General features: G+C 35.7%; 23 protein-coding genes. 18 read left to right on the forward strand and 5 right to left on the reverse strand.

Annotated elements, in window-relative coordinates; genetic code table 11:
• Nucleotides 1–47 precede the first annotated feature (47 nt).
• Nucleotides 48–245, forward strand: coding sequence for a hypothetical protein (locus NST00_RS14680; protein ID WP_016837563.1), 198 nt, complete (start codon nt 48–50; stop codon nt 243–245).
• A gap of 339 nt (nt 246–584) precedes the next feature.
• Nucleotides 585–1,376, forward strand: a complete 792-nt coding sequence (locus NST00_RS14685) for an inositol monophosphatase family protein (protein WP_096550562.1) — start codon at nt 585–587, stop codon at nt 1,374–1,376.
• A 171-nt stretch (nt 1,377–1,547) separates the two neighbouring features.
• Here NST00_RS14685 and NST00_RS14690 read toward each other — a convergent pair whose 3' ends face one another.
• Nucleotides 1,548–1,733 (reverse strand): DUF5325 family protein, encoded by a 186-nt coding sequence (locus tag NST00_RS14690; RefSeq protein WP_016837561.1) that lies wholly within the window; start codon nt 1,731–1,733, stop codon nt 1,548–1,550.
• A 126-nt stretch (nt 1,734–1,859) separates the two neighbouring features.
• Here NST00_RS14690 and typA point away from each other — a divergent pair, with 126 nt between their 5' ends.
• The 5 genes from typA (at nt 1,860) to NST00_RS14715 (ending at nt 7,226) form a co-directional block, all read left to right on the forward strand.
• Complete coding sequence (gene typA / locus NST00_RS14695) at nt 1,860–3,707, forward strand: translational GTPase TypA (RefSeq protein ID WP_016837560.1); 1,848 nt, start codon at nt 1,860–1,862, stop codon at nt 3,705–3,707.
• A 35-nt stretch (nt 3,708–3,742) separates the two neighbouring features.
• A complete protein-coding gene (locus NST00_RS14700) occupies nt 3,743–4,108 on the forward strand; it encodes a YlaH-like family protein (RefSeq protein ID WP_016837559.1) in 366 nt (121 codons plus the stop codon).
• A 578-nt stretch (nt 4,109–4,686) separates the two neighbouring features.
• Nucleotides 4,687–5,676, forward strand: coding sequence for an ABC transporter substrate-binding protein (locus NST00_RS14705; RefSeq protein WP_339288941.1), 990 nt, complete (start codon nt 4,687–4,689; stop codon nt 5,674–5,676).
• 1 nt (nt 5,677) lies between these two features.
• Entirely contained in the window at nt 5,678–6,442 is a 765-nt protein-coding gene (locus tag NST00_RS14710; RefSeq protein ID WP_016837548.1) for an ABC transporter ATP-binding protein, read from the forward strand.
• Nucleotides 6,432–7,226, forward strand: a complete 795-nt coding sequence (locus NST00_RS14715) for an ABC transporter permease (protein WP_016837547.1) — start codon at nt 6,432–6,434, stop codon at nt 7,224–7,226. Before NST00_RS14710 ends, NST00_RS14715 begins: the two co-directional genes overlap by 11 nt.
• A gap of 97 nt (nt 7,227–7,323) precedes the next feature.
• Here the strand turns inward: NST00_RS14715 and NST00_RS14720 are convergent, their stop codons facing one another.
• A complete protein-coding gene (locus NST00_RS14720) occupies nt 7,324–7,527 on the reverse strand; it encodes a YlaI family protein (protein WP_016837546.1) in 204 nt (67 codons plus the stop codon).
• A gap of 10 nt (nt 7,528–7,537) precedes the next feature.
• Nucleotides 7,538–8,038, reverse strand: coding sequence for a hypothetical protein (locus NST00_RS14725; RefSeq protein WP_016837545.1), 501 nt, complete (start codon nt 8,036–8,038; stop codon nt 7,538–7,540).
• Nucleotides 8,039–8,216: 178 nt separating this feature from the next.
• Between NST00_RS14725 and NST00_RS14730 the strand changes: the two genes are divergently transcribed.
• From NST00_RS14730 to pyc, 3 genes are read left to right on the forward strand one after another with little or no spacing between them, the layout of a single operon-like run.
• Nucleotides 8,217–8,504 (forward strand): YlaN family protein, encoded by a 288-nt coding sequence (locus NST00_RS14730; RefSeq protein ID WP_016837544.1) that lies wholly within the window; start codon nt 8,217–8,219, stop codon nt 8,502–8,504.
• Between the two features lie 54 nt (nt 8,505–8,558).
• Nucleotides 8,559–9,746: an FtsW/RodA/SpoVE family cell cycle protein gene (locus tag NST00_RS14735; protein ID WP_016837543.1), complete on the forward strand. Its 1,188-nt coding sequence runs from the start codon at nt 8,559–8,561 to the stop codon at nt 9,744–9,746.
• A complete protein-coding gene (gene pyc, locus NST00_RS14740) occupies nt 9,743–13,180 on the forward strand; it encodes a pyruvate carboxylase (protein ID WP_016837542.1) in 3,438 nt (1,145 codons plus the stop codon). The genes NST00_RS14735 and pyc overlap by 4 nt, the downstream gene beginning before the upstream one ends.
• 226 nt (nt 13,181–13,406) lie before the next feature.
• Here pyc and NST00_RS14745 read toward each other — a convergent pair whose 3' ends face one another.
• On the reverse strand, nt 13,407–14,336 hold the full coding sequence (locus NST00_RS14745; RefSeq protein WP_016837541.1) for a COX15/CtaA family protein: 930 nt from the start codon (nt 14,334–14,336) through the stop codon (nt 13,407–13,409).
• A gap of 806 nt (nt 14,337–15,142) precedes the next feature.
• On the opposite strand from NST00_RS14745, the gene coxB reads away from it, so the two are divergent.
• The 7 genes from coxB (at nt 15,143) to NST00_RS14780 (ending at nt 22,437) form a co-directional block, all read left to right on the forward strand.
• Nucleotides 15,143–16,219: a cytochrome c oxidase subunit II gene (gene coxB, locus NST00_RS14750; RefSeq protein WP_016837540.1), complete on the forward strand. Its 1,077-nt coding sequence runs from the start codon at nt 15,143–15,145 to the stop codon at nt 16,217–16,219.
• Between the two features lie 45 nt (nt 16,220–16,264).
• Nucleotides 16,265–18,157: a cytochrome c oxidase subunit I gene (locus tag NST00_RS14755; RefSeq protein ID WP_016837539.1), complete on the forward strand. Its 1,893-nt coding sequence runs from the start codon at nt 16,265–16,267 to the stop codon at nt 18,155–18,157.
• A complete protein-coding gene (locus NST00_RS14760; protein WP_026019003.1) occupies nt 18,154–18,780 on the forward strand; it encodes a cytochrome (ubi)quinol oxidase subunit III in 627 nt (208 codons plus the stop codon). The genes NST00_RS14755 and NST00_RS14760 overlap by 4 nt, the downstream gene beginning before the upstream one ends.
• A 1-nt stretch (nt 18,781) precedes the next feature.
• On the forward strand, nt 18,782–19,123 hold the full coding sequence (locus tag NST00_RS14765) for a cytochrome C oxidase subunit IV family protein (protein WP_016837537.1): 342 nt from the start codon (nt 18,782–18,784) through the stop codon (nt 19,121–19,123).
• A 174-nt stretch (nt 19,124–19,297) separates the two neighbouring features.
• The gene (gene ctaG, locus NST00_RS14770; RefSeq protein ID WP_016837536.1) at nt 19,298–20,230 is read left to right on the forward strand and encodes a cytochrome c oxidase assembly factor CtaG; all 933 of its coding nucleotides are present in this window, start codon (nt 19,298–19,300) and stop codon (nt 20,228–20,230) included.
• Nucleotides 20,231–20,249: 19 nt separating this feature from the next.
• Nucleotides 20,250–20,711, forward strand: coding sequence for a DUF420 domain-containing protein (locus tag NST00_RS14775; RefSeq protein ID WP_016837535.1), 462 nt, complete (start codon nt 20,250–20,252; stop codon nt 20,709–20,711).
• 157 nt (nt 20,712–20,868) lie between these two features.
• Nucleotides 20,869–22,437, forward strand: a complete 1,569-nt coding sequence (locus NST00_RS14780; protein WP_340709761.1) for an IS1182 family transposase — start codon at nt 20,869–20,871, stop codon at nt 22,435–22,437.
• Nucleotides 22,438–22,626: 189 nt separating this feature from the next.
• Here NST00_RS14780 and NST00_RS14785 read toward each other — a convergent pair whose 3' ends face one another.
• Nucleotides 22,627–22,989, reverse strand: a complete 363-nt coding sequence (locus NST00_RS14785; RefSeq protein ID WP_016837534.1) for a YugN family protein — start codon at nt 22,987–22,989, stop codon at nt 22,627–22,629.
• A gap of 145 nt (nt 22,990–23,134) precedes the next feature.
• Here NST00_RS14785 and NST00_RS14790 point away from each other — a divergent pair, with 145 nt between their 5' ends.
• Nucleotides 23,135–24,184 (forward strand): CAP domain-containing protein, encoded by a 1,050-nt coding sequence (locus NST00_RS14790; RefSeq protein ID WP_016837533.1) that lies wholly within the window; start codon nt 23,135–23,137, stop codon nt 24,182–24,184.
• The last annotated feature ends 3 nt before the right edge of the window (nt 24,185–24,187 follow it).

Here is a 24,187-nt window from a genome sequence, read left to right on the forward strand (position 1 = left end):
CATTTATCCTTTTGACAAAAAATAATTGGGAAAGGAAAGTGATGTTCATGAAACAAATGGTTAAGATCATCCGCAAAGTCGATATTGAAAAGCAATATGAACATGTTTTACGGTTAGAATTAGATTATGAGTTGGCTTCCTTATATTCCGCGATGCAGGAAAACGATACGAAAGAAATGGAAAGATGTAAAAAACGTTTAAAAGAAATTCAGGATGAGCTAAATGGTCTGCACGCATATGCGTAAACATTTTCCCTTCCATTAAAGTCACTTGCTTTCATTTGTAGAGCAAGTGATTTTTTATTTTGAAAATATAACTCCTTAATATTTTTGAAAAAATTACTCCCTGCTATCCCTCTTTCCTTCTCAAAAAGTATATAATAACAATTTGAAAATGAAAAAAATAAAGACTTTACATGAAATATACAACTAAAATAAACAGGGGTCCATTTGAAGAATTCATGTTAAAATGTTAAAGTATTAGAATATTTCGTTTATTTTATCCGAAGTAAATTTCTGAATTTTGTAAATAATATACTAGAATAGAAGAATTCGATTGCTGATAAAGAAGGTAGGGTTAGTGGAATGGATTTACAAAAAATAAATGAATTTGCGATAAAATTGATTTATGATGCTGGCGAACAAATACGAGAATCCTTTTCGAAGGAATTGATTATAGAAACGAAGACAGATGCGAATGACTTAGTGACAAATATTGATTGTCAAATCGAGCAATTTTTTGTAAAGAAAATAAAAGAATTAGATCCATCCCATAAAATTATGGGAGAAGAAGGGTTGGGCGACAAAATCGTCACACTTGATGGCCCCATTTGGATTATTGACCCGATTGATGGCACAATGAACTTTATTAAACAACATCGCAATTTCATGATTACAGTTGGTTTTTTTGTTGATGGAGTAGGGAAGCTAGGATATTTATATGACGTCATGCGGAATGAGCTGATATATGCAATACGAGGAGAAGGAGCGTATATTGACCATCATCCAATTCGCAAATTAGAACCTTTGACAATTGAAGAAGCGATTATTGGCATCAATTCAAGTTGGGTGATTCAAAATGGAAAAATCAATCATGAAAAAATCGCCAATCTCATTCGAACGGTTAGAGGAACTCGATCTTATGGCTCTGCTGCCATGGAAATCGCTTTAGTTGTTACTGGGAAACTTGATGCTTATCTATCAATGCGATTAGCGCCATGGGATATTGGAGGAGGAATGGTGATTGCACAAGAGGTAGGAGCCGTTGTAACAAATTTAAAAGGTGAACCATTCAATTTATTGTCCAATGATACATTTTTAATTGCAAATCCATCCATTCATCAAAAGTTGTTAGATGAATTTATCGAATTAAAATAGGATATTGAGGTAACAAAAAGAATGAGCGTTAATTACGACTGCCGCTATCGCTTTCGTCGCTGATAAATTCGACGAGGAGACGCAATTGATGTGACCATAGCAGAGAAAGAACTATAAAAAATAGTTAAGCCTGACCAAAAAGTGCAAAACTTTTTAGTCAGGCCATTTATTTTATAAAAGCCCCTTTTCTCGAAACTTTTTTTTCATGCGAAATCCAAGTCCCATGACAGCACATAATGCAATGATACTTGCAATGATTGTTACAACGCTTTCCGTAGCAATTGCATAACCGATGGAGATCATTGACAAAAGTGCGGCTAAGGAAAATATAAACATCACGATTTTCGCTTTATTCATGCATAGCGCCCCCTTTAATGTTCCGAATGTTAAAAAAATGTAATATTTCAGAAAAGGACAATTTTTTACGGTCTTGTGATATAATAACACAGTTAATCTTATGAACAAAGAAATTGGAGTGGAAATATGACGAAATTACGTGAAGATATTCGCAATATTGCAATCATCGCACACGTTGACCACGGAAAAACAACATTAGTGGATCAATTATTAAAACAATCTGGAACTTTTCGAATAAATGAACATGTAGAAGAACGAGTAATGGACTCGAATGATATAGAGCGTGAACGCGGCATTACTATTTTAGCAAAAAATACAGCCGTTCACTATAAAGGTACAAAAATCAATATTTTAGATACTCCAGGACACGCGGATTTCGGCGGCGAAGTAGAGCGAATTTTAAGAATGGTTGACGGAGTTTTACTTGTTGTTGATGCGTTTGAAGGATGTATGCCTCAAACTCGCTTCGTTTTGAAAAAAGCATTAGAACAAAAGTTAACGCCAATCGTTGTGGTGAATAAAATTGATAAAGATTCTGCCCGCCCTCTTGAAGTCGTAGATGAAGTATTAGATTTATTAATTGAATTAGGTGCCGATGAAAATCAATTAGATTTCCCTGTCGTATATGCTTCTGCAGTCAATGGTACAGCAAGTCTTGATCCGGACCCAGCAAATCAAGAAGAAAATATGCAATGTTTATTTGATACAATTTTAGATCACATCCCAGCACCAGTTGATAATTCAGAAGAGCCTTTACAGTTCCAAGTAACGATGCTCGATTATAATGATTACGTAGGCCGAATTGGGGTAGGCCGTATATTCCGAGGAAAAATTCATGTTGGCCAATCAGTTGCACTAATGAAATTAGACGGCAGTGTAAAGCAATATCGAGTTACGAAATTATTAGGTTATTCAGGATTGAAACGAGAAGAAATTGAATCTGCGAGCGCTGGAGATATTGTTGCAGTGTCAGGAATGGAAGATATTAACGTCGGAGAAACGGTATGTCCGATTGATCATCAAGACGCATTGCCACCGCTTCACATTGATGAACCAACATTGCAAATGACTTTCCTTGTAAATAATTCTCCATTTGCAGGTCGAGAAGGGAAATTTGTGACGGCTCGTAAACTAGAAGAACGGTTAAAACAACAATTAGAAACAGACGTTTCTTTACGTGTAGAAGATACGGATTCTCCAGATGCATGGATCGTTTCTGGCCGTGGGGAGTTACATTTATCAATTTTAATTGAAAACATGCGCCGTGAAGGATATGAATTACAAGTATCGAAACCGCAAGTAATCATTAAAGAAATCGATGGTGTCAAATGTGAACCAGTTGAGAGAGTACAAGTGGATGTTCCTGAAGAATACGTGGGTGCAGTCATTGAATCATTAGGACATCGTAAAGGCGAAATGATGGATATGACAAATAACGGAAATGGACAAACACGTCTAATTTTCATGGTGCCTTCTCGAGGTCTAATTGGATATACAACGGAATTTATGTCCATTACAAAAGGATATGGTATTATTAACCATTCATTTGATAGCTATCAACCGGTTGTTCCTGGTCGTGTTGGCGGACGCCATAATGGAGCGCTGGTTTCAATGGAAACAGGAAAAGCAACGACTTATGGGATGATGCAAATTGAAGATCGTGGTACTCTATTTGTAGAGCCCGGAACAGAAATCTACGAAGGCATGATTGTTGGAGAAAATAACCGAGATAATGACCTTGCTGTGAATATTACAAAACAAAAGCAAAAAACAAATATCCGCTCCGCAACAAAAGATCAAACTGCAGTGATTAAAAAGCCACGCATTTTAACGTTGGAAGAAGCATTGGAATTTTTAAACGATGATGAATACTTAGAAGTAACACCAGAATCGATTCGTTTACGTAAACAAATATTAGATAAAAACGAAAGAGAAAAAGTAGCGAAAAAGAAAAAATACGCTGAACAAGTATAATTCTTTCTTTTAAAGTATGAAAGGTGTTGTTCGAATTGAAGCTTTTCAGTTTGATATTAGCGTCTGCACCAGTACTTAGTGATACAGAACGAGTGTTTAATCGCATGTCACCGATTACTCGTTATGTTTACGAAAGTGCTCCAAGCAATACAACTGCAGGATATATTATCTTTTTCTTAGTTTTCATCTTATCTGCAATAGTGTATAAACTCGGCTTTGCGAAAAAACTTAGTTTAGGTAAAAATATAATTATTTATATTTTCCTATTTTTAGGTTGTATTCTTCTGACATTCTTCGCGATTTTCTTGCCAATGATTGAAGGATTAATTGTTGCAGCACTTGTATTAATTCTTTATAAAATTCGTTTATGGCGAGAGAAGAAGGAAGAACAAGAAGCTTAATTTGTATGTGGAAAAATGTGATTCCAGATGCATTAGAATATTAGGTAGTTTATTATTGATTAGGGATCCTATCGCTATTCAATTACAATACCTATGAATTAATTTGCAAGTAGCAGTGTCTTTTAAGTAATAGAAGAATCCCTGTCACGTCACAGAAAAAATGAGCTTAGATGAAGAGCGAATTGAGAAAACATTGTGTTTTCCCAATTCGCTCTTTTTTGGTAAATAGAGTAAATGTTAAACATTATAAGTAGTTAGAGATTTCATAGAAATAAGGAATTTCTATGTGTGGGGGAGAGAGTATCTACCAGAGTATGCTATTTGTACGAGAGGAGAGCATATTTTCACGAGCAGAGAGAGTATCCGCACGAGCTGGTGTACTATCTATACGAGTGAAGAGAGTATTCGCACAAGCAAGGAGCGTATCTACACAAATCGGTGTGCTATCCTCTCAAGAGGAGAAAATATCCGCTCAAAATTGAATTTTTCTCCCATCTTTAGGTAATCACACATCTTTTCTCCTTCGCATAACCTACTCTTGATAATTGAAAGAACTACGAAATAAGGAGGTAAGAGGGATGAAATGGTGGAAAATTAGTCTTGCTGTCATGTTGGTAGGGATAATGGTTATCTTTGCTGCTTGTGGAGAAAAAGAGATGACAAAAGTGAAAGTAGGGGAAGTAACGCGTTCGATTTTCTATGCACCACAATACGTTGCGATTTCCAATGGATATTTTGAAGAAGAAGGATTGGAAATAGAGTTGTCTACTATCCCTGGTGGGGATAAAACAATGACTGCACTTCTTTCTGATGGGATAGATATTGCCCTTGTAGGGGCTGAAACTTCTATATATGTGACAGCTCAAGGTGCTAACGATCCGATAAAAAACTTTGCTCAATTAACTCAAACAGATGGTACGTTTTTAGTGTCTAGAGAGAAAATTGATGAATTTTCATGGGATATGTTGAAAGGTTCTACTTTCCTTGGCCAACGTAAAGGTGGTATGCCGCAAATGGTTGGAGAATTTGTTCTTGAAAAACACGGAATCAATCCACATAAGGATCTGAATTTAATCCAAAACATTGAATTTGCCAATATTGCAACAGCCTTTGCATCCGGTACTGGTGAATTCGTACAGCTATTCGAACCGACAGCAAGTGTGTTTGAAAAAGAAGGGATTGGCCATGTAGTTGCATCCTTTGGTACAGAATCCGGCCATGTGCCATATACGGTGTTTATGGCGAAAGAAAGCTACTTAAAGAAAAATCCGGAAGTGGCAGAGAAATTTACAAGAGCTATTAAAAAAGCACAAGACTATGTATATGAAGCACCTGCAGAAGAGGTGGCAAAAGCGATTCAGCCATTCTTTGAAGATACGGACATTGAATTGATTGCACAAGTTGTAGAACGTTATCGCCAGCAAGAATCCTATGCCAAAGATCCAATTTTAGATGAAGAAGAGTGGAATAACTTGCAAGACATTATGGATGAAGCAGGGGAACTTCCGATGCGCATGGATTATTCGAAACTAGTAGATACAACTTTCGCAGAGAAGGTTTCGAAGTAATATGAGCTTCTTAGTTGTAGAACATGTCAGCCATACGTATTTTTCAAAGGATGCGGCAACGGAAGCGTTACGGGATATTCATTTAACGATAGAAGAAGGAGAGTTTGTTTCCTTTATTGGTCCGAGTGGTTGTGGAAAAACAACATTGTTATCCATAATAGCAGGATTATTTCAACCGACCTATGGAAACGTGTTCATAGAAAATCAGCAAGTGTATGGAAATAAAGAGTTATCCATTGGCTATATGCTTCAGCAAGATTATTTATTTCCTTGGAAGACGATTGAAGAGAATATTACACTCGGATTAAAACTACTAAACAAACATGTTGATATGAGCATTGCATCGAAATTATTGCAAGATGTTGGGTTACCGCCAGTGGAGAAAAAATATCCGAGAGAACTATCTGGTGGAATGAGACAGAGGGTGGCGCTAGCCAGGACGCTTGCGGTAGATCCGAAAATTTTGCTATTAGATGAACCTTTTTCTGCACTGGATTATCAGTCAAAATTAAAGCTTGAGGATCTCGTTTCAAAAATGTTAAAGCAATATAATAAAACGGCCATTCTTGTTACGCACGATATAGGTGAAGCTATAGCTATGAGTGACCGTATCTATCTATTTTCCGCAAGACCCGGTAAAATTCATAAAGTGTTTGATATACCTGAAGAAATTAGAACGTTAACTCCATTTGAAGCTCGCAGTCATTCAAGCTACTCCCCATTATTCCAACAAATATGGAAGGAGCTTGAACATCTTGAACATTAAAGAACTTCATTTACAATATAAAAAACGGTTAGCAAAGGAAAAACGGTGGATCAAGTTTTACCAGCTCTTCATTTTAGTAGGATTTTTTGTACTTTGGGAGATGGCTTCTTCTAAACGCTGGATTGATCCGCTCATATTTAGTGCACCTTCCAGAATATTTAAGTTGTTAACGAATATGGTATCAGACGGTACGATATTTATTCACATAAACTATACTTTATTTGAAACGGTTCTTGGGTTTATTCTTGGAACGTTGATCGGAACAATTTTAGCGGCCATACTTTGGTGGTTCCCAACTGTTTCAAAAATTTTAGATCCTTATCTCGTCGTTTTAAATTCCATGCCAAAAGTGGCACTCGGACCTATATTAATTGTAGCGCTTGGTCCAGGAATGACTTCCATCATCACGATGGGAGCAATCATTTCAGTTATCATTTCAACCATTGTAATCTACACATCTTTTCGAAATGTGGATGCCAATTACTTAAAAGTATTGCAAACATTTAATGCAACCAAATGGCAAATGTTTAAGGAAGCGATTTTACCAGCTTCTTTCCCAACGATCATTTCTACATTAAAAGTAAACGTTGGCCTTTCTTGGGTAGGGGTTATTGTTGGGGAGTTCCTTGTTTCTTCCCGAGGACTTGGATATTTAATTATTTACGGATTCCAAGTGTTTAATTTCAATCTCGTGTTAATGTCGTTGCTCATTATCGCGATTTTTGCAACACTCATGTATCAATTGGTTGAAATGTTAGAGAAAAGATTAATTAAAAATGAATAACAGCAACAGGGAATCACTGTTTCTTGATAAAGAATGACCTATTATGAAAATAGAGTAAATTTCATAATAGGTCATATGTTGTTTAATTGGATATTTTTTATAATTCTTCATCAATGCTGGATGAGCTGCGGAAAAATCGAAATTTTCCAGTTGCTAATCGCTCAAGGGTTTTCGTTGTAATGCGATCATTGCATGTTTCACACATATATGTGTGTATTGGTCGATTTCTTAATTTTTTAGCCAATGGTGAGTCGTCTTCCAGTTCGTGGATGGTATCACAAAGTACACATTGGACACGCATACACTCAATCCTATTCCACTCGGATAGCGGAAATATTTTTGATAGGATTGTCCACGTTTGAACCATCTCCAAAAATTAAATGAACAGGTCCATCCTCTGTTAGCGGCTTACCATCTTGGCTATATTTAAAAATAAATTTGTATGCTTCTTCAATTGGAAAAGCATGTTCCGAACCATCTTTGCATTCAAATACAATTGTAGTTGCATCTTTTTCAATTTCAGCGTGATTTAAAAAATATTTAATTTCCATTCCGAATGTACCAGTTTTCATACCTTGGCGGTCAAATTTTCTTTCAGTTTTTAATGTAGGAGGGAATGTTGCACCTTCCATGATTTCACGGGACCAGTGTTTTCCCATGTTAAATAAGTATTTTAAATCTTCATCTTCTTCTTGTTTCGGATTGGTGAAATAAGATTTTAAATCAATTCTGCGATCATCAAAAATCCATACGGATGGATCTAATGTTAATTTATACTTGACTTTACCTTTAATTGGAATGATGCTTTCCATTTTTAAATATCCCCCTTAACTATTTTACATATATCAGTATACAGCTAGATTCTATCTTAATAAAGAAATAATCATTTATCACGGTTCTACCTATTGTTTGCTACTTGCATTTTTATGTGCTAAAAGCTAAACTTTATAAAGATAGAATAGAAGAAATCACATTAATGGGGGCGTCCTCATGGAGAAAAAAACACAAGCTTCCTTCCAAGAAAAAGCTTTAGAATTGTTATTGGAAGATGCAGATAAAATAGCTCGTTTAATTAAAGTGCAAATGGACCATTTAACGATGCCACAGTGTCCTTTGTATGAAGAAGTGTTGGATACACAAATGTTTGGCTTATCCCGTGAAATCGATTTCGCCGTAAAGTTGGGATTGATTGAACGTGAACAAGGCAGGAAGATTTTGGATACATTAGAAAAGGAATTGTCCTTGTTACATGAAGCATATACAAACACAAACAAGTAACAGAAGACTCAAATCGATTTGATTTGAGTTTTTTTTCTAAAAGAGGTCTTTACTATGAGAAAATATATTTCATACTATATTAGAAATTTTGATTATCCATTATTTTTCGTATATGTGTTCCTATGTTTATTTGGACTTGTCATGATTTATAGTTCCAGTATGATGGTAGCTATTGTCAACGGTAAAGAACCGGATTATTATTATAAAAAACAATTATTTAATTTAGTGGTTGCATTTTTTACCTTTGTTCTCGGTGCTTTTTTCCCGTATAAACATTATAGTAGGAAAAAAATTATGATGTTTATGGTTGGCTTAATTATCACTTTAATGTTTTGGCTATTGCTATTTGGTACGGGTGAAGCCGAGACGGGATCAAGAAGTTGGATTAATTTATTTGGAATTATGTCATTCCAACCTTCAGAACTCGCAAAACTGATAATCATACTGTATTTTGCCGGTGCCTTTTATAACAAAAGTTTAAAAACACCGATGGTAGACTTACACCCAAACCATATTATTTATCCCATTATAGTATGGATTGCGATTATCTTTTTTGTGGCAAATGAAACTGACATTGGAGCTGTGCTTATTATTTCTGGCATCGCTATAGCAGTTGTTGCCGCAAGTGGAATTCGCATACGAACCTTTTTTAAATTTTTTGCGGAATTAGCACTTTTTGGTGGAGCCATTATTGGAATTTTAGCGTTATTTAAAAGGGATTCAATTTTTACAGAAAATCGAATTGGGAGAATTAAAGCTTTTTTAAATCCATTTGAGTATGAGCAAGGTTCAGGCCTTCAAGTCATTCGAGGCTATATGGCGATTGGTTCTGGTGGATTAGAAGGTGTAGGTCTTGGTCAATCCGTACAAAAACTGGGGTATTTACCGGAACCGCAAACTGATTTTATAATGGCTGTAATTGCGGAAGAATTGGGTTTGTTAGGCGTTATTATTGTACTTGGTGGTTTAGGATTTATCGTATTTAAAGGAATTTTGATTGCTTTGCTTACGAAAGATCCTTTAGCAAGAATGATATCAGCGGGCATTGCTAGCTGGATTGCCATCCAAACCTTTACTAATCTAGGTGGTTTATCGGGACTAATTCCATTAACTGGGGTAACGTTGCCATTCATTAGTTACGGTGGATCATCTATATTGGTTCTATCTTTCGCAATGGGCATATTAATCAATGTTTCTATGTATGAGAAACTAGAAAAAAGAAAACTTAGGGGGACACAATGAGAAAAATTCGTAAATTATTAGTGGCAAACAGAGGGGAAATTGCAATTCGTGTTTTACGAGCTTGCAATGAATTAGACATTAAGACAGTTGCGATTTATTCTCAAGAGGATCGTGCTTCACACCATCGTTATAAAGCTGATGAAGCCTATATCGTTGGTGTTGGGAAAGGTCCAATCGATGCTTATTTAGATATTGAAGGCATCATTGAAATCGCAAAAGAATCAGGAGCAGACGCCATCCATCCAGGTTATGGCTTTTTAGCTGAAAATGTTGAATTTGCGAAACGCTGTGAAGAAGAAGGTATTATTTTCATCGGTCCAAATTCTAGACATTTAGAAATTTTTGGAGATAAAGTGAAAGCAAGGGAACAAGCAATTCTTGCGGGAATTCCAGTTATTCCTGGTAGCGATGGCCCTGTTTCATCCTTTGAGGAATTAGAGCGCTTTGCAGATGATGTAGGTTATCCAGTGATGATTAAAGCGGCGCTTGGCGGTGGCGGTCGAGGAATGCGATTGGTGCATTCAAAAGACGAATTACAGAGTGCCTATGAAAGGGCAAAATCAGAAGCAAAGGCTGCTTTTGGTTCCGATGAAGTATACGTGGAAAAAGCGATTATTAAACCGAAACATATAGAAGTGCAAATTTTAGGGGACAAAACAGGCAATATCGTTCATTTATATGAGCGTGATTGTTCTATTCAGCGTCGTCATCAAAAAGTGGTAGAGATTGCGCCATCGATTTCGCTTTCAGAATATTTGAGAAACTCCATTTGTGAAGCTGCAGTTAAGTTGATGAAAAACGTTGAATACGTGAATGCTGGAACAGTAGAATTTTTAGTTTCCGGTGACGACTTCTATTTCATCGAAGTGAATCCGCGTATTCAAGTAGAACATACGATCACTGAAATGATTACGGGCATTGATATTGTTCATGCGCAAATTAAAATTGCAGAAGGGTACAATCTTCATTCCAAAGAAATCGGAATCCCTGAACAAAGTGAAATTCCTTTATTTGGACATGCGATTCAATCTCGCGTTACAACAGAAGATCCAGCAAATAATTTTATGCCGGATACAGGAAAAATCATGGTTTATCGTTCAAGCGGTGGATTCGGGGTGCGCTTAGATGCAGGCAACGGATTCCAAGGAGCTGTTGTAACCCCTTATTACGATTCTTTGCTTGTCAAAATTTCCACTTGGGGTAGAACATTTAAAGAAGCTGCTGCGAAAATGGATCGAAACTTGCGTGAATTCCGAATTCGTGGTGTAAAAACGAACATTCCATTTTTAACAAATGTTGTTTTACATGAGAAGTTTTTATCTGGTGATTTTGATACAAGTTTTATTGATTCAACCCCTGAATTATTTAACTTTGCTACACGCAAAGACCGCGGTACAAAGTTATTGAGATATATCGGGGATGTAACATTAAATGGCTTCCCTGGAATTGAGAAAAAGAAGAAACCGATTTTTGTCAAACCGACAAAACCGAAATTGGATATTAAAAACACTGAGATACCACGGGGAACAAAACAACTTTTAGACGAACAAGGTCCAGAGGGGGTTGTTCGTTGGATTAAGGAGCAACAAGATGTATTGTTAACGGATACAACATTCCGTGATGCTCACCAGTCGCTCTTAGCAACCCGAGTTCGCAGCCAAGATATGTATCAAATTGCAGATTATAATGCTCGCATGTTGCATAATTTCTTCTCATTAGAACTTTGGGGTGGCGCAACATTTGACGTGAGTTACCGCTTCTTAAAAGAAGATCCATGGGAAAGACTTGTGAAACTCCGTGAACAAATTCCGAATATATTATTCCAAATGTTGTTCCGTGGTGCTAATGCGGTAGGTTATACAAACTATCCAGATAACTTAATTCGCGAATTTATTAAAGAAGCTGCAAATGCAGGAATTGACGTATTCCGAATTTTCGATAGCTTAAACTGGATTAAAGGTATGGAAATTGCCATCGATGAAGTTCGAAACACAGGCAAAATCGCAGAAGCTGCGATCTGTTATACTGGCGATATTTTAGATCCAACTCGTTCGAAATATACAATTCAATACTATAAAGAAATGTCGAAGGAATTGGAGCGAGCTGGAGCACATATTTTAGCCATCAAAGATATGGCGGGATTATTGAAGCCAGAAGCTGCTTATGTGCTTATTTCTGAACTAAAAGAAGCTGTAGACTTGCCAATCCATTTGCATACTCATGACACGAGCGGCAATGGAATTTACACATATGCAAAAGCTATTGAAGCGGGTGTTGATATTGTTGATACGGCATTAAGTTCCATGGCAGGTTTAACATCTCAGCCTAGTGCAAATACACTTTATTATGCCATGAGCGGCTCAAATCGACAAGTACGTGCGGATATCGATTCTCTTGAGCAATTATCCTATTATTGGCAAGATGTTCGAGAGTTTTATCGAGATTTTGAGAGCGGCATGAAAAGCCCGCATTCAGAAATTTATGTTCATGAAATGCCTGGTGGTCAGTATAGTAACCTACAGCAACAAGCGAAAGCAGTTGGCCTTGCTGATCGCTGGGATGAAGTGAAAAAGATGTACTCTCGTGTTAACTTATTATTTGGCGACATCGTTAAAGTAACGCCATCATCTAAAGTTGTTGGCGACATGGCATTATTCATGGTTCAAAATGATTTAAATGAGGAAAACATTTTAGAAAAAGGAAAAACGATTGATTTCCCTGATTCTGTAGTTGAATTTTTCCAAGGATATTTAGGTCAGCCTCACGGTGGTTTCCCTGAAGAACTACAAAAAGTAATATTAAAAGATCGAAAACCGATTACAGTTCGACCTGGTGAATTATTAGAACCAGTTGATTTTGACAAATTGAAAGAAGAACTGGAGAAAAAAGTTAACAAATCGTTAACGAAAAAAGATGTTATCTCCTATGCACTTTATCCAAAAGTAGTTGAAGATTACTTTAAAGCTGTTGAAAAATATGGCAACCTTTCTGCTTTAGATACGCCTTCATTCCTATATGGTTTAAGAATCGGAGAGGAAATTGAAGTAGAAATTGAAAAAGGAAAAACACTTATTATTAAATTAGTATCGATTGGTGAAGCAGAACACGATGGAACGAGAGTTATTTACTTCGAATTTAACGGTCAACCTCGTGAAGTCGTAGTTGAAGATTTAACGGTTGAAGCAGATGGAACAATTGCTATTAAGGCAGATCCGAATAATCCGAATCAAATTGGTGCAACAATGCCTGGAACGGTATTAAAAGTTCTTGTATCAAATGGTAGTCGTGTAAAACGTGGAGATCATTTATTAATTACAGAAGCAATGAAGATGGAAACGACTGTACAAGCACCTAACGATGGGGTTATAAAAGAAATTTACGCGAAACCAGGCGATGCCATTTCAACTGGTGACTTATTAATTGAACTTGAATAATGTAAGAATATGAAATTTCATAAATGGAGCGAATTTAGAAAGCGATATGTTTTCTAATTCGCTCATTTTTTTTTAATATTTGGTTGATAAATTCTCTAGAGCGTAAGAAATATAGTAGTATAGCAATTATTGCTTGGGGAATATCTTTAAGGATTTGAAGATTCGATTCAATAGTAATGAAATAAAAATGGATTGCCTCTCATTAAGAGAACAATCCACATGAAAATTATCTTTTATTTTCGTTATAAGAACTACGGGCAACTAATAAAATCATATAACATAACAGTCCGAACAATAGTGTAATAAACAATGAATGCAGTAAGGACACGACTAAATTTAATTGAGTCAAGATAATGAACATGCCTGCAATAATTTGCAAAGCAACAAGAATAAACGCGATAATCCAGCCCCAATAAATAACCCGTTGATCTTTATAATGTTTAAAGGCATGAATCATAATATATAAAATCCAAATGAAAATTAATAATGCGGCTAAACGATGCCCCATGTGCACCCATTCATACATTTTGCTAGGTAAACTAAATGGTTTATCGTTATAGCAAAACGGCCAACTAGGGCATGTTAAACTTGATCCTGTATGTCTAACTAGCGCTCCGGTATATATTACTATGTATGAATAAAGGGTAACACCAATGGTATGCCACTTTAATTTTCTACGAATAATAACCCGATCAGCATCAAATTTCTGATCGACTTCGAAAACAATCATTGCGAGCAACATTACGGCTGCAAAGGAAATAAGGGAAATACCAAAGTGCAGGGCTAAAATAAAATCGCCTTGTCCCCAAAGTACTTGGGCAGCACCAATTAATGCTTGCAATACAAGGAAAAAGATTGCTAGAAATCCTAAAAATTTAACTTCCTTAACGTGACTGAGAGATCTCCATGTCCAAAAAACTAATATTAAAACTAGGATGGAGACTGCCCCGGTAACAAAGCGATGGGAAAACTCAATCAACACTTCAGTAGTAATTTCTTTCGGAATCAATGATCCGTTACAATCTGGCCAATTTCGACCACAGCCTAAACCGCTATCCGTTTTTGTTACGAGAGCTCCCCCTAATAGAATAAGCAACATACCAAGGGTAGTAGCTACTGCAACCCATTTTAATATCCAATAATACCTGTGTTGCATTAATTGACACCTACTTTTATACTCTGTAAAAATTGCATGAAAAAAGCTATGCTTTTATGATGATAGCGAATTCATACAAAAAAGACAACTTCAAAGAATTCGCACGAAATAATTGATATGAAATTTCACAAACTGTTCACAGAAATGTGAAAAAGATTTCACAAAAATACTATTAATTGATAGTTCCTTATAATATGCTTTGTAGTAAAGTAGAAATTAAGGTCATTGAACTTGGTGTTTCACACAAAATTCACCTTATAATCTAGAAATTTGGCACAAAGTTCGATATAGTAGAATTTAGTAAGTAAAGCTTACAATTTTGAAAGGAAAAAAAGGAGGGAAATAATAGCGGGCTGAAATTTTGAGGCATTGAATTTTCTTGCCAATATAATGATCGTCATAGTAAACTCAGAGCTAGTGAAAATGGAGCTCATGGGGAAACTGTGTTTTCATTAGGACATGTATGTAATAAATGCATGGAGTTATATTTAAATTTTTATTTTAAAAAAATGTCATTCATCTAATGAAAATTGTATGTTAATATGGTTATTGTTTCATTTTTATGTATAAACTGCTAAATAGCGGTTTTTGCACTTATTAAGCACCATTATTAGATTAAGTACTGTTTATACTAAGTATATGTTGTATTAGTTTGATTGATGATATGAATTACAGTAAAAATTTCACTCATTAATTAACAGTTTTATACCATCAGGGATTCTTTCTTCAATAAAGAATTCAAATAGATAGAGCCATAATGTCCTGTTAGACAAGACAATCAAAAGAAAGAGGGGTTTAATTAAGCTATGAAGAAAGGGCTTAAAAAATGGTCTCTTTTCCCGTTATTAGCAGCATTTGCTATTATTTTATCGGGCTGTGGTGAAGAGTATATTTCAACACTTCGACCATCTGGTGCTGTCGGAAAAGAGCAATTTAATCTACTATTACTAGCTACAAGCATCATGACGTTAGTAGTTATAGTAGTTTCAGTTCTTTATTTACTTACTTTCGCGAAATTCCGTCGCTCTAAACTCGGCGAAGATTACATGCCAAAACAAGTGGAAGGTAGCCACACTTTAGAAGTAATTTGGACAGTTATCCCAATTATTCTTTTATTAATTTTATCTGTTCCAACTATTTTGGCTACTTATAAATTTGCCGATGTATCTGCTATGGATGAAGTGGATGAGGAAGGTAATCCAACTGCGCTAACAGTAAATGTTACTGCAAAATTATATTGGTGGGAATTTGAATATCCTGAATATGGTATTGTCACTGCTCAAGAACTAGTTGTTCCAACAAATGAAAAGGTTTACTTCAACTTAAAAGCAGCTGACGTTAAACACTCATTCTGGATTCCTGCAATCGGCGGAAAAATCGATACTAACGTTGAAAACGTAAATAAATTCTATCTAGTATTCGATAAAGAATCTGCAGGCTTAAATGGTGGAGAAGGTGTATGGTACGGAAAATGTGCTGAACTTTGCGGTCCTTCTCACGCATTAATGGATTTCAAAGTAAAATCATTAAATCGTCAAGACTTTGATGCTTGGGTAGCTGCTATGCAAGCTACAGAAGGTCAAACAGCTTCTACTGATTCAACAGATTTAGGTGAAGCAGTATTTGCTCAAAACTGCTTAGGTTGTCACGCAGTTTCTGCAGTTAGCCCTGCTGGAGCAATGGGTCCAAACTTAACAACATTTGGTGATCGCAACCGTGTTGCAGGTATCTTAGAGCATACAAAAGAGAATGTAGAAGCATGGATTAAAAATCCTGAAAAATATAAACCAGGCAACTTAATGACTGACATGTATAAAGAATTAACTGATGAGGAAGTAAGTGCTGTAGCTGATTACTTAATGAGCTTATCAGTTGAAAAATAATCATTTAAAAGATATAGATAGAGATTAATTAAGGAGGTTAAAGTTGTGAGCTCAGTAGCAGTCACAAAGAAAAAGGGCGTGGGTGCGGTTATTTGGGACTATTTAACAACTGTTGACCATAAAAAACTTGCGGTATTGTACCTATTCTCTGGGCTATTATTCTTTGCTATCGCAGGTTTTGAAGCGCTTTTAATGCGTATTCAACTAATGTTTCCAAATAGCGACTTTATTTCTGCCGGTACTTTCAATGAGTTATTAACAATGCACGGTACAACAATGCTCTTTTTAGCAGCAACACCACTATTATTCGGCTTTATGAACATGGTTGTACCTTTACAAATTGGTGCTCGTGACGTAGCATTCCCATTCCTGAACTCATTAGGATTTTGGTTATTCTTCTTAGGTGCTACATTCTTGCACTTATCATTCTTTATGGGTGGAGCACCTGATGCTGGTTGGACTTCATATGCATCATTATCTTTATATTCACCTGGACATGGTATTGACTTCTATGTATTAGGTTTACAGATTTCTGGTGCAGGTACATTAATTTCTGGTATTAACTTCATTGTTACTATTATCACTATGCGTGCACCAGGTATGACATTTATGCGTATGCCTTTATTTACTTGGACATCGCTAATCTCTAGTACATTAATTTTATTCGCATTCCCTCCACTTACTGTAGGGTTATTCTTGATGTTAGTTGACCGTATGTTCGATGCAAACTTCTTCGATCATACAATGGGTGGTAATACGATTATTTGGGAGCACTTATTCTGGATTTTCGGTCACCCTGAAGTGTATATCTTAGTTTTACCAGCATTCGGATTATTCTCTGAAATTATTCCGGTATTTGCTCGTAAACGTTTATTTGGATACTCTTCAATGGTATTCGCGACAATCTTAATCGGTTTCTTAGGATTCATGGTTTGGGCTCACCACATGTTTACAACTGGTCTTGGTGCAACAGCTAACGCTATTTTCGCAGTTGCAACAATGGCGATTGCTGTTCCTACAGGTATGAAAGTATTTAACTGGATTCTGACAATTTGGGGCGGTTCTATTAAAGTTACTGTACCAATGATTTACGCTTTAGGATTTATCCCATCTTTCGTTGCTGGTGGGGTAACAGGTGTAATGCAGGCAACTGCACCACTTGACTATCAATTACACGATTCATACTTTATCGTTGCACACTTCCACTACGTAATCGTTGGTGGTATCGTAACGGCAATCTTTGCATCATTCCACTTCTATTGGCCGTTATTCTTCAACCGTGCAATGAGCGAAAAATTAGGTTATTGGACATTCTGGATTTTCTTTATCGGATTCCATTTAACATTCTTTGTACAGCACTTCCTTGGATTAATGGGTATGCCACGCCGCGTATTCACTTACATGGAAGGTCAAGGTTGGGATTTATTCAACTTCATTTCATCCATCGGTGCGATTATGATGGCAATTGGTGTAGTGTTAATGGTTCTAAACATGTTGTTATCAATTAAATCTGAACCATTAAACTGCCGCGACTACTGGGGAGATGGACGTTCTTTAGAATGGGCATTAAAAACTCCTATTCCATTCTATAACTTTAAACAAACTCCACTTGTTCGTGGATTTGACCCATATTGGATTGAAAAACAAGAAGGAAATCCTGAAGGCATGACATATGCAGAGCCACTTGGCGATGTTCATATGCCAAATAACTCAATTTTACCGCTTATTATGTCAATCGGATTATTCGTCGCTGCATTTGGTGCATTATATCATCCAGATGGAGAATCTTGGTCAGTACCAGTAATGGTAATTGGACTTGGTATTACTGTACTTGCAATGATTGTTCGTTCAGTAAAAGATGATTTAGGATATCACTTACATGCAGAAGAAATTATTGAAATTGAAAATGAGCTTTATGGAAAAGGGGGAAATAAATAATGTTAAATACTAAATTCACCCCTCAAACTTGGCCAGAACACCCAGAACAAGCAACACATGAAGGTAAAAATAAGTACGTAGGTATTTGGATTTTCATTTGTAGCGATATTGTGTTATTCGCAAGTTTATTTGCAACATACATTTCTTTGAGAAACAAAGGTCCAGCAGGTATGCAGTTCACATCTCAAGAACTATTTGAATTACCATTGGCCTTTGTGATGACGATGTTCCTTTTAACATCATCATTAACTTCTGTATATGCGATGTATCATTTGAAAAACTATAATTTCAAAGGGGTTCAACTTTGGACTGGAGTAACAGTTCTTCTTGGACTTGGCTTCCTTGCCCTTGAAATTTATGAGTTCTATCACTATGTACACATTGGTTTTGGTTATACTCAATCTGCGTTCTCTTCAGCATTCTTTACACTTGTAGGAACGCACGGTCTTCACGTAATTATCGGATTAGTTTGGATGATCTGCTTAATCGTCCGTAATGCTAGTCGTGGTCTGAATCTATACAACGCACCTAAATACTTTGTAGCGTCCATTTATTGGCACTTTATTGACGTTGTTTGGGTATTCATCTTTACGGTAGTATACCTCATGGGGGTGTTAGGATAATATGAGTCACGATACTGAGATTCAAGGTAGAAGCCAGTCCCAATACGAATTTGATCGCAGAAAAAGCGCAGTACAAATGCGCAAGCAAGTTATTAATTTTGCGATTATGATTTTCTTAACATTCGTTGCATTTGCAACAGTTGTTGCTGACTTTGCACCAACTTTTATTAAACCAGTGATCTTACTATTAGCTGGTATTCAAGTTGTATTACAACTATATTCCTTCATGCATATGGATGATAAACATGCACCTTTTATCGGTGTAATCTCCACTTTTGTATGGGTAGGAGCTGTCATTGCATTCACATTCTTCTTGGCATTTAACACAATTATTTGGTGGTAATGAAAATGGCTGTCTAGAATTTCTAGGCAGCCATTCTTACATATATTTACTTTTGAAAAATATCATATTTTCTTCAAAAAGATGGCCTTTTTATTACATTTCGTATAGTGAAATAATGATATAATGTCAATAGAACTTTGCTATTTTTACTACTTGGTTTTAAGGAGCGATAATATGCCTTTAAGTATATTTGGGTTTCAAGCTTTGTGGAGCCCATATATGATTGGGACATTGATTTTTTTAGTCATTGTCTATTTTCTCATTACAATTCGTTGGAGAAGTGATTTTAAAGAGAGTGAACCATTGAAGAAACGAGAGGCGATTTACTTTGTTTTAGGAATCGTGCTTTTATATGTAATAAAAGGATCGCCGATTGATTTAATGTCGAATATAACGTTTACAATGCATATGGTTCAAATGGCCTTTTATTTGCTATTACTACCAATATTGATTATTAAAGGAATTCCATGGTGGGTTTGGAAAGTCGTAGTTGAGTTTCCGGTAGTCAATAAACTAATTAAAGTGTTTACAAATCCGATCGTTTCGGTACTGGGTTTTGCATTAACTTTCTCTGTATATCATATTCCTTTAGTATTTGACTACATTAAAATTGATGAAACTTTACATGGTTTAGCTAGTCTTGTATTGTTTTTATCTGCCTTTTTTATGTACTGGCCACTTGTGAATGAAGTGCCAGGGCAACCGAAATTAAAAGGGTTGTACAAGATTGGATATATAATTGCTACAGCTGTTGTAATAACTCCTGCTTGTGCATTAATTATTTTTACAAAAGATCCTGTCTATGCAACATATACTGATGGAGAAGCATGGTTAAGAGCAATGGCTCTATGTGTGCCGGATCAAACTCTAGCTAGCATAAGTACAACAGTTCAACTATCTGGTCCAGAATTGTTTACGAATTTATCACCAATTCGTGACCAACAATTGGGCGGAGTACTTATGAAAATTATCCAAGAAATAATTTTAGGAATTTTGCTGTATTTTGTATTCATCGACTGGTGGAGAGATGAACACAAAATTAGTGAAGAAGAAATTACTGCAAAAGCATATAGTGAGTTTCAAGCGAAAAAAAGAAATCAATATTAAGAATAGGAGTTTGTAAAGAATGGGCGTACCAATTTTACCAACTATCAGCACAGCCTTCATCGTTATAAGTGCAATTTTAGTTGCAATTGGATGGGGGTTAATCATTAAAGGAAAAAAAGAAGCACATAAAAAAGTAATGTTGGCAGCTGGTGTTAGTGCATTAATATTCTTTATTATTTATGCTAGTCGAACTATCTTTATTGGTAATACGTCTTTTGGTGGACCAGAAGAGTTAAAAATATATTATACATTCTTCTTATTTTTCCATATCCTATTAGCTACAGTAGGAGCTGTTTTTGGTATTGTTAGCATTGTGACAGGATTAAGGGAAAAGTATCGCACTCATAATCGACTTGGACCGATTACGAGTATTATATGGTTCTTTACTGCCATTACAGGCGTTATTGTCTATTTACTTCTATATGTTATTTATGAAGGCGGAGAAACTACTTCTGTCATTAAAGCAATATTTGGATTTTAATGAGGTTGGGACAAAACCCACCTCTAACTAAAAATAGCCGCTGGCATTTTACACAAGTAAAATGTCGGCGGCTTAATTTTATTGCATCATAAAAGGACACTTTCTGCTAAAATTTAAGTATCTGACCCCAAAAATTTTAGCCAAAGGAAGTGTCCTTATGTTTAAATATTATAACATGAATCAACTAGTTTTGCCTTTAGATTTAGAAGTAAAATTACAAGAAAATGATATTGCCTTCCACATTCATCATTTAGTAGAAAGTATTCCACATGAAGCCTTTGAGCCATTTCTTCGAAATACAGGTTGTCCTGCTTATCATCCACGCATGATGTTAAAAATTATTTTGTGTGCTTATTCTCAATCTGTCTTTTCAGGTCGTAAAATTGAAGCACTATTAAAAGACAGTATTCGCATGATGTGGTTAGCCCAAGGATATGAACCCAGCTATCGTACAATTAACCGTTTCCGTGTTCAACCTGAAGTAAAAGAGTTAATCCGTCAGTGTTTTGTCCAATTCCGTTGCCAACTCGTACAAGAAAAATTGATTGATCAGGAAGCCATTTTTATTGATGGTACAAAGATTGAAGCGAATGCGAATAAGTTTACATTTGTATGGAAAAAATCGATTGAAAAATACCATCACAGTTTAATTGAAAAGTCGAATCAGCTATACAGCGAACTGTTAGAAAAAGAAATCATACCTGAAATTGAACGTGAAAGCGAGGATGAACTATTAATAGAAGAACTCGCTCAAATGGTTCAAAAAGTAGATGATGTGATTACAGAATATGACCAAAAAATTGAAGCATCGTCAGATGCCTCAGAACGAAAAGCATTAAGAAGCAAGCGAAAATATCCGAAGAAAGCATATAAACAGTTAATTGACTTTATCATACGTAAACAGAAGTACCAAAAAGACTTTGAAATCTTTGGTGAACGGAATAGTTATTCCAAAACAGATTCTGATGCGACGTTCATGCGAATGAAAGATGATTATATGAAAAATGGCCAACTGAAGGCGGGATATAATGTACAAATCGCAACAGAAGGTCAATACGCACTAGCCTATGGAATTTATTCTAATCCCACAGACTCGCGTACTCTAATTCCTTTTTTGGATGAGATTGAGAAACATTTTTTTAATTTACCGAAGCATATTGTCGCAGATGCAGGTTATGGTAGTGAACAAAACTATGATGAGATACTTTCGAAACGAAGACGAGAAGCACTGATTACGTATAACATGTACTTGAAAGAGCAAAAGAAAAAGTATAAACAAAACAAATTTAATCCAGACAATTGGCAGTATGACAAGGAAAGTGATACATACACTTGCCCGAATCAGCAACGCCTCGTATTCAAATATGTATCAGTACGTACAGATAAAACAGGTTTCAAACGAGAGTTTAAAATCTATGAGTGTGAAGATTGTTCGGGATGCCCCCTTCGTTCATCTTGCACGAAAGCAAAAGAAGGCAACAATCGAAAACTCATGGTGAATGAGAAGTGGAAAAAACAAAAAGAATATGTAAGAGCGAAGCTTTCAGAAGAGAAAACGAGTTCAATTTATCGTCAACGCAAAATTGACGTAGAACCAGTTTTTGGATTCTTGAAGGCTAATTTGCGTTTCACTCGATTTTCTGTACGTGGAAAATCGAAGGTTGAAAACGAAATAGGTATCGCATTAATGGCCGTGAATTTACGAAAATACACAGCACAGGTATGAGTTAACAAAAGATAGTAGTAAAAAAAGCAAAAAAGGCGAATTTGAGTGAGCTCAAATTCGCCTTTTTCTCGTTTTGAAGCTAGTTATGTCCCAGCCTCTTTTTTATTTCTATTTTTTAAGTAAAATTTGAAGCAAAAATAAAAAGAGGCTATTCAGCTGCCTCTTTTGTAAAATGAATATATGAGTGCATTAAGCGATGCCTAATTCGGCTAAATCTTTTTTCACATTTTCTAAAATCGTTTCACATTTTTTTACTAAATGAGTTGGGAATACTTCATCATCACCGTATTCTACGCCATGTGGATAATAATATTTACCAAGTGCGGGTTTTAAGATTTTTAAAGTTGCGCTGTTATTTCCACAGTCACCTGAAATTGCAGTGCAGAATACGCGTAGATAATAACGGCCTTCTTTTACATCGAAACGTTTGTCAAATGTCATACGATCATAGTCCCATGTGCCATGGCATTGTAAACCGTTTTTTTCCATAATATCAACAAGTACTGCTTGTTCAACTATTATATCTTCAAGTGTTTTGTTTTCGAAATACATGAATGTTCCTCCTTTAGTTACATCGCACAAAATTTAACGCATAATTTTATAATAGTGCAATTTCTCAAGAGTTGCAATGACAACATTGTGTCATACATGATTAATTTAGTATAATTAAACCATTATAGAAAAGGATATGAATTGTATGAAAACTCTCTTTCGAATATTAATTGTCCTTTTTTCTTTAGCTATTGTGTATTATTATACATCAGATTCAACTAGTGAATTAAAACCTTTAGAAGGACCAAATTTGAAATCTACTGTCATTCCAAAAACAGAAATTCCAGATGGGTTTGAAGATGCTTTACCAAGACCGGAAGCGGGGGTCTCTACATACATAAATCAAGAAAGTAATATATTATTGAAAGAGTTTGGTGAACCGAATCGCATCGACCAAAGCGCCTATGGTTATGAATGGTGGATTTATAATCATGATAGTAATTCCTTTGCCATGTTTGGTGTTGATCACGGGAAAATTACTCAAGTATACATAGCTGGTGAAAATATGGATGCCACTCCTTATAAAATTGGCCAAACCCTTGATGAAATTTATCGAATGACGATAGTTAATCCGGAGATATCAGTCAAAATAGGGGAAAATATTTACATCTTTTCATTGACAGAATACGATATGCACACTCGGATTTTAGTAAAATTTGACGGTGTTTTTGCTCAATTATATATTGACCAATTCACTGATACTTTAATTGGAATTCGATTTATTAACAGCGAAACCCTTATTAAACATCGGCCATATGAGATGACTTTTGTAGGGGATCTCATTCCAACGCTTAATTTAAATTCTTATGTGTTACAACAAAGCAATGAAGGCTATTCGAGACAATTGTTTGATATTGTAAATGTTTTTCGTAAAAAAGAACGTGTGACTGCTTTACAATGGGATGTTGATGCAAGTATCGTTGCAATGGAACATAGTGAAGAAATGTATATGGAAAATTATTTATCACATGATTCTCCGAAATTCGGTTCTTTAAAAGATCGTTTAGAATCTCATTCTGTTTCATATAATGAAGCTGGCGAAAACTTGGCAACTGCATATTACGATGCCATTGAAGCTGCCCACGGTTGGTTCAATTCGGAAGACCATCGTCAATTAATTTTGAATGATGATTTCACTCATGTAGGATCAGGCGTTTTCATTAATTATTATACTCAAATCTTTCTTAATAAATAATGA

Origin of the sequence: Ureibacillus sp. FSL K6-0165 (assembly GCF_038004285.1) — a bacterium.
GTDB lineage: Bacteria > Bacillota > Bacilli > Bacillales_A > Planococcaceae > Ureibacillus > Ureibacillus thermosphaericus.